Annotated in this window: 10 protein-coding genes; 4 read left to right on the top strand and 6 right to left on the bottom strand. The window is 66.8% G+C overall.

Features of this window, described 5'->3' with window-relative positions:
• Positions 1–8 precede the first annotated feature (8 nt).
• Positions 9–1,196, top strand: coding sequence for an HlyD family secretion protein (locus H4O11_RS00540; RefSeq protein WP_182337477.1), 1,188 nt, complete (start codon positions 9–11; stop codon positions 1,194–1,196).
• A gap of 114 nt (positions 1,197–1,310) precedes the next feature.
• Here H4O11_RS00540 and H4O11_RS00535 read toward each other — a convergent pair whose 3' ends face one another.
• From H4O11_RS00535 to creB, 6 genes are all read right to left on the bottom strand, one after another.
• On the bottom strand, positions 1,311–1,796 hold the full coding sequence (locus H4O11_RS00535; RefSeq protein WP_042612667.1) for a Fur family transcriptional regulator: 486 nt from the start codon (positions 1,794–1,796) through the stop codon (positions 1,311–1,313).
• A gap of 24 nt (positions 1,797–1,820) precedes the next feature.
• Positions 1,821–3,224: a glutamate--tRNA ligase gene (gene gltX, locus H4O11_RS00530; protein ID WP_182337476.1), complete on the bottom strand. Its 1,404-nt coding sequence runs from the start codon at positions 3,222–3,224 to the stop codon at positions 1,821–1,823.
• A gap of 107 nt (positions 3,225–3,331) precedes the next feature.
• Entirely contained in the window at positions 3,332–4,948 is a 1,617-nt protein-coding gene (locus H4O11_RS00525) for a M20/M25/M40 family metallo-hydrolase (RefSeq protein ID WP_182337475.1), read from the bottom strand.
• Between the two features lie 170 nt (positions 4,949–5,118).
• Entirely contained in the window at positions 5,119–6,462 is a 1,344-nt protein-coding gene (creD, locus tag H4O11_RS00520; RefSeq protein ID WP_182337474.1) for a cell envelope integrity protein CreD, read from the bottom strand.
• 81 nt (positions 6,463–6,543) lie between these two features.
• Positions 6,544–7,983, bottom strand: coding sequence for a two-component system sensor histidine kinase CreC (gene creC, locus H4O11_RS00515; RefSeq protein WP_182337473.1), 1,440 nt, complete (start codon positions 7,981–7,983; stop codon positions 6,544–6,546).
• Between the two features lie 2 nt (positions 7,984–7,985).
• A complete protein-coding gene (gene creB, locus H4O11_RS00510) occupies positions 7,986–8,714 on the bottom strand; it encodes a two-component system response regulator CreB (RefSeq protein WP_182337472.1) in 729 nt (242 codons plus the stop codon).
• 35 nt (positions 8,715–8,749) lie between these two features.
• Here creB and H4O11_RS00505 point away from each other — a divergent pair, with 35 nt between their 5' ends.
• The 3 genes from H4O11_RS00505 (at position 8,750) to mfd (ending at position 13,880) form a co-directional block, all read left to right on the top strand.
• Positions 8,750–9,607, top strand: coding sequence for a 23S rRNA (adenine(2030)-N(6))-methyltransferase RlmJ (locus H4O11_RS00505; RefSeq protein WP_182337471.1), 858 nt, complete (start codon positions 8,750–8,752; stop codon positions 9,605–9,607).
• A 96-nt stretch (positions 9,608–9,703) separates the two neighbouring features.
• On the top strand, positions 9,704–10,249 hold the full coding sequence (locus H4O11_RS00500) for a GNAT family N-acetyltransferase (protein WP_182337470.1): 546 nt from the start codon (positions 9,704–9,706) through the stop codon (positions 10,247–10,249).
• A gap of 166 nt (positions 10,250–10,415) precedes the next feature.
• On the top strand, positions 10,416–13,880 hold the full coding sequence (mfd, locus tag H4O11_RS00495) for a transcription-repair coupling factor (protein ID WP_182337469.1): 3,465 nt from the start codon (positions 10,416–10,418) through the stop codon (positions 13,878–13,880).
• Positions 13,881–13,956: the final 76 nt, after the last annotated feature.

The following is a 13,956-nucleotide window of genomic DNA, read 5'->3' as shown; positions in this document are numbered from 1 at the left end:
TCCTGCCCATGCCACCGCAACCGCCACGCGTTCCCGATCCCACCGAGGATGTCAATCCGCCACCGCCCACCGATGCGGCCGCCGGGCCGACACCGCCGCCGGCAGCACCACCCGCCGCGCCCGCGCCTGCGGCGGTGCCGAAGTACCTGAAGCCGAGCAGCCGCGCCGTGGTGGTGATGATCATCGTGGCCCTGATCGGCATCGCGCTGATCCTGCGCGCCTGGCAGCTGTGGCCGTTCAACAGCAGCATCGCCAGCACCGACAATGCCTATGTGCGCGGACAGATAACCGTGCTGGCACCCCAGGTCAACGGCTACATCACCGAGGTGCTGGTCAAGGATTTCCAGTACGTCAAGCAGGGTGACGTGCTGCTTCGGGTGGACGACCGCATCTACGCCCAGCGCGTGGCGCAGGCGCAGGCCGCACTGGACAGCGCGCGGGCGGCATTGGCCAACTCCGACCAGTCGCAGGCGCAGGACCGCGCGCAGATCGCCTCGGCCAAGGCCTCCCTGGCCGCCGGCCAGTCCGAGCTGCAACGTTCGCGCAGCGAGCTGCAGCGCTATGAACAACTGGCCGCGCAACAGCTGGTGGCACTGAACGATCGCGACCGCTTCCGGACCACCCAGGCGTCAGCGCAGGCAGCGGTGCAGCAGGCACAGGCACAGATCCGCATCGCCGACGAAACGCTGGTCTCCACCCAGGTAGCGCGCAAGGGCCTGGAGGCGCAGGTGGAAAATGCCCAGGCACAACTGGAGCTCGCCCGCATCGACCTGGCCAACACCGCCGTCCATGCGCCCCGCGATGGCCAGGTCAGCGAGGCCACCGCGCGCGTGGGCCAGTACGTCAGCGCCGGATCACAGCTGCTGTTCCTGGTGCCCGAAGCGATGTGGGTGGTAGCCAATTTCAAGGAAGGCCAGACCTGGAACATGCGCATCGGCCAGCCCGCGACCTTCGCCGTGGATGCTTTCCAGGGGCAGGTGCTGCACGGCCATATCGAGCAGATCGCACCGGCCACCGGTTCGGAGTTCAGCGTGCTGCGCCCGGACAACGCCAGCGGCAACTTCACCAAGGTGGTGCAGCGCCTGCCGGTACGGATTGCGATCGACGCCGATCAGGAACTGGCGGCGCGCCTGCGACCGGGCATGTCGGTGGTGGCGAAGGTGGATACGTCGGTGGTGCCGGCTGCCGCGCGGTAATAGCGGTAGCGCCGAGCCATGCTCGGCGGGAACCATCCGATCCCGTCACCAAAGAGCCGCCGAGCATGGCTCGGCGCTACCGATCCCGGCAGGTCCTCGCCCGGAAAAACCAACTCAGCCCGCGCAGCGGGCGCAGAGTCCGTGGACTTCCAGGGTCTGCGCCTGCGGCTGGAATCCCAGTTCCTTGGCACGCTTCTCCAGCTGGCTGACGATCTCGCGGTCTTCCAGTTCCACCGCACTGTGGCAACTGTTGCAGATCAGGAACGGCACCGAATGTGCCGCACTGCTGGGGTGGTGGCAGGCCACGAAGGCATTCACCGACTCCAGCTTGTGCACGAAGCCGTTGGCCATCAGGAAGTCCAGCGCGCGATACACCGTCGGCGGGGCATCGGCGCCCACGCCCTTGCCGCTGCGCACCCACTCCAGCAGTTCATACGCCTTGACCGGCTTGCCGGCCTCGGCGATCAACCTGAGCACGTTGGCGCGGATCGGAGTCAGGCGCAGCCCGCGTTCGCGGCACACGCGCTCGACCACCCCCACGAAATCCGATGCATCGTGGACGTGGTGGTGCGGGGCCGTACAGGCGTGCTTGGCGGACATGCGGGTTCTCCGGTTCGGGCGGGGTCAGGCCGCTGCTACCTTGGTGATGGCAACATCGATGCGTTTCAAGGCCTGCTCGCGACCGGCAAGGTACACCGTCTGCGAGATGTCCGGGCTGACCTGGGTGCCGGTGATGGCCACGCGCAGGGGCTGGGCGACCTTGCCCATGCCGATTTCCAGCGCCGCGGCCGCGTCGTGCAGGGCCCCGCCCACGCTCTCGGCGGTCCACTCCGGCAGCGCGGCCAGCAGCTCGCGCGCCTTGCCCAGCGGCACCTCTGCACCTGCCTTGAAGTGCTTGGCCACGGCTGCCTCGTCATAGTTCTCCAGCGGCTGGTACCAGACCACCGCTTTCTCGGCCATTTCCTTCAGCGTCTGCACGCGTTCACGCAGTGCGATGACCACGTCCGCTGCGGCCGGGCCGGCATCGAGGTCAACACCCAGTTTTTCCAGCTGGTAGACCAGCGCAGGCGCCATTGCCGTCGGGTCTCCGGCCTTCAGGAAATGCTGGTTGACCCAGCCGAGCTTGGCCATGTCCAGTCGCGCGGCCTTGGAATTGCAGTTGGTCACGTCGAACAGGTCGATCAGCTCCTGGCGGCTGAAGATCTCCTGGTCACCGTGCGACCAGCCCAGGCGGGCCAGGTAGCTCAGCAGCGCCTCCGGCAGGTAGCCGGCGTCCTTGTACTGCATCACGTCGGCCGCGCCGGTGCGCTTGGACAGCTTGGCGCCCTGCTCGTCCAGGATCATCGGCATGTGCCCGAACTTCGGCACCGGTGCGCCTATTCCTTCGTACAGGTTGATCTGGCGCGGGGTGTTGTTGATATGGTCGTCGCCGCGGATGACTTCGGTGATGCCCATGTCCCAGTCGTCCACCACCACGGCGAAGTTGTAGGTCGGGTAGCCGTCCGGACGGAAGATCACCATGTCATCCAGCTCGCTGTTGGCGATCTCGATGTTGCCCTTGATCAGGTCATCGAATACCACGGTGCCTTCCAGCGGATTCTTGAAACGGATGACGCGGTTCGGATCGTCGCGGTACGGCAGGCCCTGCTCGCGCGCAGCGCCGTTGTAACGCGGCTTCTCCTGCCTGGCCATCGCCGCTTCGCGCATGGCATCGAGCTCTTCCCTGGTTTCGTAGGCGTAATACGCCTTGCCGGCGGCGACCAGCTGCTCGGCCACTTCCTTGTACCGGGCCACGCGGTCGGTCTGGTAGATCGGGCCCTCGTCATAGTCCAGGCCCAGCCAGTCCATTGCCTGCAGGATCGCGTCGATCGCCCCCTGCGTGCTGCGCTCACGGTCGGTGTCCTCGATGCGCAGCACGAACTCGCCGCCACGGTGGCGGGCCTCCAGCCAGCAGTACAACGCAGTGCGGGCGCCGCCGATGTGCAGGTAGCCGGTGGGACTGGGGGCAAAGCGGGTGCGGCAGGTCATGAGGGGCTCGAGGAACGGATATCCCCTGATTTTACCAAAAGGGGACGGAGGGGATTAAGTCGCAATCCCCCCATCCTCCTTTCCCATCTGGATCATGCCAAAGCGACTTAACCCCCTCCGTCCCCGTTCAGGGCTTTGCGCGGGAACAGGTCGTCGCGGGTGGCGGCGTTGTAGACGAACGAGGCAACGATGGCAGCGGCCTGCTTCAGGTCCTCCGGTTCGGCGTGGTCCCAGGTGTCCAGGTGGCTGTGGTGCACGTTGCTGAAGTAATCCAGCTTGTCCTGGATGAACTGGAACCCCGGCAGGCCGACGCGGTCGAAGCTGATGTGGTCGGTGCTGCCGGTATTGCGGCTGGCCACGGTGCCGGCACCGACGTCATTGAACGGCTTCAGCCACGCCTCGAACACCGGCATCGCCGCCAGGTTTTCCTGCGCGTAGATGCCGCGGAAACGGCCCGACCCGTTGTCCATGTTGAAATAGACCGAGAACTTCTCGTAATCGCGGCGCTTGACCAGCGCGCCGGTCGGTTCGCGCAACGATGCCGGCAAGGCCTGCTGCGCCGGATCGGTGGGCTCGGGGAACTGGGCGAAGTGCTTGGCCACATAGGCCTGCGAACCGATCAGCCCCTGCTCCTCGCCACTCCACAGCGCGACCCGGATGGTGCGCCGGGGCTTGGCACCGACGGCCTTGAGGATACGCATGGCTTCCATCATCACCGCCACGCCGGCGGCATTGTCAGCCGCGCCGGTGCCGGTATGCCAGGAGTCCATGTGGGCACCAAGCATCACCACTTCGTCAGCCTTGCCGCTGCCGCGGATCTCGGCCAGCGTGTTGTAACCGGGCTGGTTGCTGTCATCGGTGAAACGGGCGGCGACATCCACGCGCAACCGCACCGGCTGCTTGTTGGATAGTGCGCGCACCAGCGGATTGAAGTGTTCGGAGATCATCGCAAGTTCCGGGATGCCCACCGCCTCACCTGCCTTGCGCGAGCCGCCACCGGCGACGCGGATGATGCCGTTGTCCCAGCCACTGATGCTGATCGCCGCCAGCGCGCCCTCTTCGACGAAGAACGCGTTGACCGCCTTGGCCAGTTCCTGGCGCTCGGTATATTCCTTGATCCGCTTGGCCCGGTCCTCCGCTGCACTCTTGGGCACGGTGAACGCCTGCAGGTCCTCCAGCGACGTGGCATCGTGGCGATGCGAGTCCGGCTCGGTGCCACGCTTGTACTCACGCGCTTCGCCCAGCAGCAGGATCTTGCCGCGCAGCTTGCCCTTGTAGTTCTCCAGGTCGGCAAGCTTCTTGATGTCCACCTGCACCAGCTCGCCTTCCACCGGGCCGTTGGTGCCCGGGGTCCACGCCTTGGGCAGCGCATGCAGCGGCTGCACGCGTTCGCCCTGCGTGCTGTCACCGAGCATGACCACGCTGGCCGAGGTGAACTCCCAGCCACGGCCGAAGTCCTCGAAGGCTTCGTCATGCACGTTGGCCAGGCCCCACTCGTTGAACTTGCCACGCGTCCAGGCATTGGCCCGGGCCATCGCCGGCGAATTGGTCAGCCGCGGCCCGATGCTTTCGGTGAGATGGCTGAACGTATCCATCACCTGCGAGCGATGGAACGCTTCCTGGCGGATCTTGCCGACCATGTCCAGGTCGATCGGCTCCGATGCCTGCGCCATGGCCTGGTTGCCCACTGCCAGCGCGATCGCCAGCACACCCCACTTCAACATCGCATGTCCCCCGGCCTGTACGGCTCGTTATCGATCCTCGAGTGTAGGGTGAGGCATCCCTTGTCGCAGATGCCTAAGGTCACGCAACGGCGCCGCGATACGGGCCGGCTGCCGCCGGTACAGCGGAGCCGGGCCCCCTGACGCCAGAACCGGTGCCGAACGGCAGCGGGTCATGGACCCGCTCCACCAGGCGACACCGGCGGCCCCTCCGTGCCCAATGCATACCAGTCCACCCGGCGCGTCACCCACATCACCAGCGCCAGGATCATGAACAGCAGCAGCGAGCCCATCAACAGCGCGTTGTTCTCCGATGCCAGCAATCCGTACAACGCGCCGTACAGGACGGTCAGCATCGCAGCGAAGCCCAGGCCGCGTTTCCAGTGGCCAAGCACGTTGGCCAGGTAGACCGCCTGCAGCCCGATGCACGCCAGCGCCGAGACCAGGTAAGCCTGCCAGAAGGCAATGTGTTCGGACAGGCTGATCAGCAACAGGAAGAAGATCGCCAGCGCCAGGCCGACCATCAGGTACTGCAGCGGATGGATGCGCAACTGGCGGACCAGCTCGAACAACAGGAAACCGGTGAAGGTCAGCAGCACGAACAGCACTGCATACTTGGACGCACGGTCGGCCTGGGTGTAAACGTCCACTGGGTCCACCAGCGAGACCTGCACGGCCTGGACCGGACCATCGCCCGCACGCAGTTGCTGCTGCGCATCCGACGCCAGCGCAGACACCGCCCAGCGCGCTTCGAAACCCTCCCCATCCACGCGCCGCTCGTTGGGCAGGAACGCGCCAGAGAACGAGGGGTGCGGCCAGCTGGAGCGCAACGCGATCCGGTTGTCATCGCCCACCGGCAGTACCGCCAGCGAACGGCTGCCATCAACCTGCAGTTCCAGCTCGACCCGGCTCGCGGCCAGCACGCCGCCACGCGCATCAACGAACCCCGCCATCGGCGCATGCAGGCCGCGACCGATTTCCCTTGCCACGCCAGCGCCCGGCTGCAGGCGCAGCGCCTTGCCGTCCACGCGCAGGTTGGGCGTGCCCACCAGCCCGCGCACGTCGCTCAGCCCGATGGCCAGGTAAGGCGTGCCATAGCTGCGCCCGGCCTTCGCAGGATGATCGTCGACGGCGAACGTCGCGGTGATCCTGCCCTGCCAGCTGTAGACCGGCACCTTGAACAATCCGACCGAGCGCTGGTCCGGCAGCAGGGTGCCGTCCACCTGCAGGGTCTGCGGCATCTGCAGCCAGTGTCCCTGGCTGACCTGTACTTCCGTGGTGGTCTTGCCCGCCTTGTCGACCACCTCCACATCGCGTCGCTCGGTCCAGGGCACCACGCGTACCGGGCCAAGCAGCTGCTGGCTGCCGGCGCGGCTGTCGGCAACGCGCTGGAAGGCTTCTTCACGGTATGCGCTGCGGTCGGTGATGACGCCCCGGATCAACGTCAAGGGCACCAGCAACAGCAGGATCAGCCCACCGACAATGGCGAAGCGCAGGAGCATGTGCAGGGATTTCATCGTCCGTCCTCATTGGAGAGGAACGCAGGATGGACTGCGCCGGTGTGCGGGGTTTGAGCCCGGTTTGAAGTGAATGTGAAGTCAGCCGGCCCGCGGCAGCCACAACGTCGCCACGGTCCCGCCTTCCTGGCCCGGCTCGACCGTGGCGCGACCGCCATGCAGCCGTGCCACCTCCTGCACGAAGGGCAGCCCCAGGCCGGAACTGCGCCTGCCGTCTGCAGGCCGCGCAAGCGAATAGAACCGCTCGAATACCCTGCCGCGCGCGTATTCGGGAATGCCCACGCCCTGGTCGAGCACCTGCAGCGCCACGCCGTCGCCTGCACGACGTGCGACCAGGCGTACGACGCTCCCTGCGGCGGAGAAGTCGATGGCATTGTCCAGCAGGTTGTGCAGCGCCTGCCGCAGCAGGTAGCCATCGCCTTCCACCGCCAACGCCATCCCGGGTTCGGCCTGCACCCCTATCCCAGCTGCCTGCGCAGGCAGCTGCACGGCATCCAGCGCGGCCTCGAACAGCGCAGCGACGGCCAACGTTTCGCGCGCCTGCAGCCAGCCATGCTGCTCCACCTCGGCCAGCGCCAGCAGCTTGTCGATGGTCCAGGTCAGTCGTTGCTGCTGGTCGACGATGCTGCGCGCGAAACGCGCGCGATCGGCATCGGCCATCGGTTCCTGCAGCAGCTCCGCGGCGCCGCGGATCGCTGCCAGTGGGCTCTTCATTTCGTGCGTCAGCGATTGTACGTACTGCTCGACGTAGGCCTTGCCTTCCAGCTTGCGGCGCATGCGCTCCAGCGCGCGGCCGAGGTCACCGATCTCGTCACGGCGCGGACGCGGCGGCGCCACCGGCTCACCGGCGCTGACCGCCTGCGCATAGCGGTTCAACCGCCGCACGCCAGTCATCAACCAGGCCGTCATCAGCACCCCGATCAGCGCCGACAACCCGATCAACCAGGCGCCGCGCAGCATGATCTGGCGTTGGCTGGCGGCGATGAACGGATCGATGCTGCGGTTGGGCTGGGACAATGACAACACACCGATCAAGGTCCGCCCGTCTGCCGGGTCATACACCGGGGCCGCCACGTGCATCACGGTGTTGCTGTCATCCCCGGGCACCTCCGGACTGGAGCGCGCACCGTACTCCCCCCGCAGGGTCCGGTAGACATCGTTCCAGCGCGAGTTGTCACGGCCGATGTCGCGGCCCAGCGAGTCATACACCACGATGCCTGCGGCGTCGGTGACGGTCACCCGGTAGTCCAGCGCACGTTTCGGGAAGCGCCAGACCATCGCCTTCGGATCGCGTCGCTGGGCACGCGCCAGGCTGGCGGTGAAGCCGCCGCCCGTCAGGTTGCCGGCCTTCAGGTCCGGCGCGGCCATCTCGGCCAGCACGTTGGCTGCATCCACCAGCGTGGACTCCATCGCCTGGCGCACGCCCGGTTTCACCTCATCGACGAATACGCGCATGACGAAGAACGCCGCCAGCCCCACGATGAGGAAAAAGCCGAGGAACAGCTTCAGGCCAAGGCGCATGCTCAGGTCTCCAGCGCGTAGCCAAGACCGCGATGGGTACGGATCGGGTCGCCCGGCACGTTGGCCGCGCGCAGCTTGGCACGCAACGTCTTCACGTGGGTGTCCACGGTGCGGTCGGCACTGCCTGCATCGGCGTCCCAGCCACGGTCCATCAACTGCGCCCGGCTCAGGATCGCCCCCGGGCGCTGCAGCAAGGCAGCCATCAGCGCGTACTCGTAGCGGGTCAGGTCCAGCAGCGTGCCAGCATGGCGGATGCGATGCCCTTCATGGTCGATCTCGAAGCCTCCGCGCCGTTGCCAACCCTCCGCCGCCACGCTGGAAGGAGTGGCCGCAGGCAGCGCACGGCGCAATCGCGCACGCACCCGCGCCACCAGCTCACGCGGCGAGAAGGGCTTGGCCATGTAATCGTCGGCCCCCAGCTCCAGCCCCAGCACCCGATCGATCTCATCGTTGCGTGCAGTGAGGAAGATCACCGGCAGCTGCGCGATCGGCCCAGGCAGCGCCCGCAGGCGGCGGCAGACCTCGAACCCGCCCAGGTCGGGCAGCCCCACGTCCAGCACTACCAGGTCGAAACGGCCCTGCCGCAGCCATTCCAGCGCCTGGCCGCCGAGCGGACAGTGGCTGGCGGTGAATCCTTCGCTGCGCAGCGCGTACAACACGGTTTCGGCGATGGCCGCCTCGTCTTCGACCACCAGTACGTGGGCAACAGGTTCTATCATGGCCGGCAGCATAGCCGCTGCGGCCCTGGCCCCGTACACTGCGCGCCATGAACTACCGCCACGCCTTCCATGCCGGCAACCATGCCGATGTCCTCAAGCACATCGTGCAGCTGGCCCTGATCGACAGCTTCAAGCGCAAGGACAGCCCGTTCTTCGTGCTCGACACCCATGGCGGCCGCGGACGTTACCTGCTGGCCAGCGAGGAAAGCCGCAAGACGCTGGAGGCCGAGGACGGCGTGATGCGGCTGATGTCGCAGCCGAAGCTGCCCGACGTGGTGGAGCGCTACCTGAAGGCGGTGCAGGCGGACAATCCGGTCGGCGCGATGATCACCTATCCCGGTTCGCCGCTGCTGACCGCGCAGGCACTGCGCCCCCAGGACCGCATGGCCGCCTGTGAGCTGCAGCCCGACGAAGCGGCCGCGCTGAAAAAATTGTTTGCCCATGACACGCGGGTTGGCGTTTATGAAGGCGATGGCTACGACAAGATCCGGGCGCTGGTGCCACCGAAGGCAAACGGTGCCAAGATCGGCCGTGGCCTGGTATTGATCGACCCGCCGTACGAAGGCCAGGATGCGGAATACATACGCATCCTGGCTGCCCTGAAGGAAACCTTCGAACGCTGGCCACAGGCCACCTGCGCGGTCTGGTTCCCGATCAAGCAGCGTCGCAGCATCCTGCATTTCCTGCGCAAGGCCAGCGCGCTGCCCTTCAAGTCCGCCCTGACCATCGAGCTGCTGGTGCGCCCGGATGAGTCGCCACTGCGCCTCAACGGCAGCGGCATGCTGGTACTCAATGCCCCCTACCAGTTCGACCGCGTGGTCGGCCCCGCATTGCCTGCGTTGAAGCAGCACCTGGGCGAGGCCGGCGCCAGCACCCGCCTGGACTGGTTGAAGACGGCCGAATGAGGCCCTGGCCCATGGCTGTACCGCTGTGAGCCTTTTGTTCACGGAATTCAGCCATGGGAATGCCACAATCGCTGGACCACCAAGGAATCACCCGGTATGGCCACTCGCAACCGCATGCCGCCCTGGCACGAGATCTTCAAGGCCCCCAGCGGCCATGAGCTTTTGATCCGTCCGATCCGCCCGGAAGACGGAGCACCGCTGCAGGCGGCTTTCAGCCTGTTCGGGCCGGAGGAAATCCGTGACCGCTTCCTGCAGGCGGTGACCGAACTGTCCCCGGAAACCACCCAGCGCCTGACCCACCCCAATCCCAAGACCGAGATCACCCTGGTTGCGGCCGAATCCCTGCCGGCCGGCGAAGCCGTGGTCGGCGCGGTCGCACGCGCCTCGATCATCCAGGGCACCCGCGAAGCGGAATACGCGATCCTGGTCAGCCGGTTCCTGATCGGCCAGGGCTTGGGCCGGCAGTTGATGCGCAAGCTGGTGAAGTGGGCCCGCGGCAAGTACCTGGACCGGCTGTATGGCGACGTCGCCGAAGAGAACGAGCCGATGAAACAGCTGGCCGCATCGCTGGGCTTCCAGCCGCAGCCGCACCCACAGGGCACGCCCGGGCTGGTGCGGATGGTGCTGGAACTGGACAACTGAGGTCTGCGGGTAGCGCCGGGCCATGCCCGGTGGATCCGCGATGCGCTCGCCGAGCATGGCTCGGCGCTACGTGGCATGGCCGGCGTTGCATGGCATGACCCGGCATTGCATGGCATGGCCCGGTGCCCCCGGCGTTGACCATCGCCTCTGCTAGAATCGGCGGCCAATGTCGCGCTCTCCTTTTCCCGTTCCGCCGCTGCCGCGTCCCGGCCAGCTCCGCGCCTGGTGGCGCGCTCCCTCCTCGGCCACCGCCCTGGCCTGGTACCTGGCACGCGCCGCGCAGGCGCACGATGGGCCGCTGCTGGTCATCGCCCGCGACAACCACGGCGCGAACCAGATCGAAGCCGACCTGCATACGCTGCTGGGCAACGACCCATCGCTGCCGGTGGTGGCTTTCCCGGACTGGGAAACCCTGCCCTACGATCGCTTCAGCCCGCACCCGGACATCATCTCGCAACGCCTTTCCGCATTGCATCGCCTGCCCGGCCTGAAGCGTGGCCTGGTGGTAGTCCCGGTGCAGACGCTGATGCAGCAGCTGGCACCAAAGCAGTACGTGATCGGTGGCAGCTTCGACCTCGAGGTCGGCCAGCGCCTGGACCTGGATGCAGAGAAACGCCGGCTGGAGAGCGCGGGTTACCGCAACGTACCGCAGGTGATGGATCCGGGCGATTTCGCGGTACGCGGTGGCCTGCTCGACGTCTATCCGATGGGTGCCGATGAACCGCTGCGGGTGGAGCTGCTCGATGAGGACATCGACACCATCCGCGTCTTCGACCCGGAAACCCAGCGTTCACTGGACAGGGTACAGGCCGTGCACATGCTGCCCGGCCGCGAAGTGCCCATGGACGATGCCAGCATCGCGCGGGTGATGGATGCCCTGCGCGAGCGCTTCGATGTCGATACCCGGCGCAGTTCGCTGTACCAGGATCTCAAGTCGCGGCTGGCACCGGCCGGCATCGAATACTACCTGCCGCTGTTCTTCGACCACACCGCCACCCTGCTCGACTACTTTTCGACCGATGTACTGCCGGTGGTGGCACCTGGCGTAGGCGAAGCGGCCGCGGCATTCTGGGCGCAGACCAGCCAGCGCTATGAGCAGCGCCGGCACGATGTCGAACGCCCGCTGCTGCCGCCGACCCAGCTGTACCTTTCCCCGGACCTGCTGCGCGAGAAGCTCAACGACCTGCCGCGCGTGGAAGTCTGGCCACCCGGGCATGCGCGCATCGAGCAGGCGCATGCGCTGGGCGAGGTGCCGCTGCCGCCATTGCCGGTAGCCGTGCGCGATGCAGCCTCCGGCCAGGCGCTGGTTTCCTTCGTCGACCAGTACCCTGGCCGCGTACTGATCGCAGCCGATTCCGCCGGCCGCCGCGAGGCGCTGCTGGAAGTACTGCAGGCGGCTTCGCTGAAGCCGCCGGTGGTCGCCGACCTGCCCACGTTCCTGGGCGGCAGCGAGCGCTTTGCGATCACCGTGGCGCCACTGGAAGATGGCTTCGCGCTGGACGATCCGCGCATCGCGGTGCTCACCGAGCGCCAGCTGTTCCCCGAGCGCGCCGGCCAGCAGCGCCGCACGCGCCGTGCCGGACGTGAACCGGAAGCGATCATCCGCGACCTCGGCGAGCTGACCGAAGGCGCGCCGATCGTGCACGAAGACCATGGCGTGGGCCGCTACCGTGGCCTGATCGCGATGGACGTGGGCGGCATGCCCGGCGAGTTCCTCGATATCGAATACGCCAAGGGAGACCGGCTCTACGTCCCGGTGGCCCAGCTGCACCTGATCAGCCGTTACTCGGGTGCATCGGCGGAAACCGCACCATTGCATTCGCTGGGCGGCGAGCAATGGACCAAGGCCAAGCGCAAGGCCGCCGAAAAAGTGCGCGACGTGGCCGCCGAGCTGCTTGAGATCCAGGCGCGTCGCCGCGCGCGCGCGGGTCTTGCGCTGGACGTGGACCGCGCCCTGTACGAACCCTTCGCGGCCGGCTTCCCGTTCGAGGAAACCCCGGACCAGCTGGCCGCCATCGACGCCACCCTGCGCGATCTCGCCAGCAGCCAGCCGATGGACCGCGTGGTCTGCGGCGACGTCGGTTTCGGCAAGACCGAAGTGGCCGTGCGTGCCGCCTTCGCTGCGGCCAGTGCCGGCAAGCAGGTCGCGGTGCTGGTACCGACCACGCTGCTGGCCGAACAGCATTACCGTAACTTCCGTGACCGTTTCGCCGACTATCCGATGAAGGTGGAGGTGCTGTCGCGCTTCAAGTCCACCAAGGAAATCAAGGCCGAGCTGGAGAAGGTCGCCGATGGCACCATCGATGTGATCATCGGTACCCATCGCCTGCTGCAGCCGGACGTGAAGTTCAAGGACCTGGGCCTGGTGGTGGTGGACGAGGAGCAGCGCTTCGGCGTGCGGCAGAAGGAAGCGCTGAAGGCAATGCGCGCCAACGTGCACCTGCTGACCCTGACCGCCACGCCGATCCCGCGCACGCTCAACATGGCCATGGCCGGCCTGCGCGACCTGTCGATCATCGCCACCCCGCCGCCGAACCGGCTGGCGGTGCAGACCTTCATCACCCAGTGGGACAACGCCCTGCTGCGCGAGGCTTTCCAGCGCGAACTGGCGCGCGGTGGCCAGCTGTACTTCCTGCACAACGACGTGGAGAGCATCGGCCGCATGCAGCGCGAGCTGTCCGAGCTGGTACCCGAAGCGCGCATCGGCGTGGCCCACGGGCAGATGCCCGAGCGCGAGCTGGAACGGGTGATGCTGGAATTCCAGAAGCAGCGTTTCAACGTGCTGCTGTCGACCACGATCATCGAATCGGGCATCGACATCCCCAACGCCAACACCATCATCATCAATCGTGCCGACCGCTTCGGCCTGGCCCAGCTGCACCAGCTGCGTGGTCGCGTCGGTCGCTCGCACCACCGCGCCTACGCCTACCTGGTGGTGCCGGATCGCCGCGCGATCACCCCCGATGCGGAGAAGCGCCTGGACGCCATCGCATCAATGGACGAGCTGGGTGCGGGCTTCACCCTGGCCACGCATGACCTGGAAATCCGCGGTGCCGGTGAACTGCTGGGCGAAGACCAGAGTGGACAGATGGCCGAAGTGGGTTTCAGCCTGTACACCGAGCTGCTGGAACGCGCCGTGCGCAGCATCCGCCAGGGCAAGCTGCCCGACCTGGATGCTGGCCAGGAAGTGCGCGGCGCTGATGTGGAACTGCACGTGCCCTCACTGATCCCGGATGATTACCTGCCGGACGTGCACACCCGCCTGACGCTGTACAAGCGGATATCCAGCGCGCGTGACAGTGCGGCACTGCGCGAACTGCAGGTGGAGATGATCGACCGCTTCGGCCTGCTGCCGGATGCAGCCAAGCACCTGTTCGCCATCGCCGAGCTGAAACTGCAGGCCAACGAACTGGGGATCCGCAAGCTGGACCTGGGCGAGGCCGGGGGCCGCATCGTGTTCGAAGCCAAGCCGAACATCGACCCGATGGCGGTGATCCAGCTGATCCAGAAGCAGTCCAACCTGTACAGCATGGACGGCCCGGACAAGCTTCGAATCAAGCACCCGCTTCCCTTGCCCGAGGACCGCTTCAATGCGGCACGTGCGTTGTTGACGACGCTCGCGCCGGGCTGACCCCGCTCCCTGGTAGCGCCGAGCCATGCTCGGCGGAATGCACCACCTCACGCGCTGCGACGCTCGCCGGGCATGG

The organism is Stenotrophomonas tumulicola (assembly GCF_014117215.1).
Lineage (GTDB): Bacteria > Pseudomonadota > Gammaproteobacteria > Xanthomonadales > Xanthomonadaceae > Stenotrophomonas > Stenotrophomonas tumulicola.
The sequence above is the reverse complement of the archived record's forward strand: the minus strand, read 5'-3'. Positions and strand labels throughout refer to the sequence as shown.

What these genes read in the sequence shown, in the direction of transcription:
- H4O11_RS00540 (WP_182337477.1), top strand. Translation starts at nt 9, where the DNA reads ATGCCACCGCAACCGCCACGCGTTCCCGATCCCACCGAGGATGTCAAT.
- H4O11_RS00535 (WP_042612667.1), bottom strand. Translation starts at nt 1,796, where the DNA reads ATGTCCGCCAAGCACGCCTGTACGGCCCCGCACCACCACGTCCACGAT.
- gltX (WP_182337476.1), bottom strand. Translation starts at nt 3,224, where the DNA reads ATGACCTGCCGCACCCGCTTTGCCCCCAGTCCCACCGGCTACCTGCAC.
- H4O11_RS00525 (WP_182337475.1), bottom strand. Translation starts at nt 4,948, where the DNA reads ATGTTGAAGTGGGGTGTGCTGGCGATCGCGCTGGCAGTGGGCAACCAG.
- creD (WP_182337474.1), bottom strand. Translation starts at nt 6,462, where the DNA reads ATGAAATCCCTGCACATGCTCCTGCGCTTCGCCATTGTCGGTGGGCTG.
- creC (WP_182337473.1), bottom strand. Translation starts at nt 7,983, where the DNA reads ATGCGCCTTGGCCTGAAGCTGTTCCTCGGCTTTTTCCTCATCGTGGGG.
- creB (WP_182337472.1), bottom strand. Translation starts at nt 8,714, where the DNA reads ATGCTGCCGGCCATGATAGAACCTGTTGCCCACGTACTGGTGGTCGAA.
- H4O11_RS00505 (WP_182337471.1), top strand. Translation starts at nt 8,750, where the DNA reads ATGAACTACCGCCACGCCTTCCATGCCGGCAACCATGCCGATGTCCTC.
- H4O11_RS00500 (WP_182337470.1), top strand. Translation starts at nt 9,704, where the DNA reads ATGGCCACTCGCAACCGCATGCCGCCCTGGCACGAGATCTTCAAGGCC.
- mfd (WP_182337469.1), top strand. Translation starts at nt 10,416, where the DNA reads ATGTCGCGCTCTCCTTTTCCCGTTCCGCCGCTGCCGCGTCCCGGCCAG.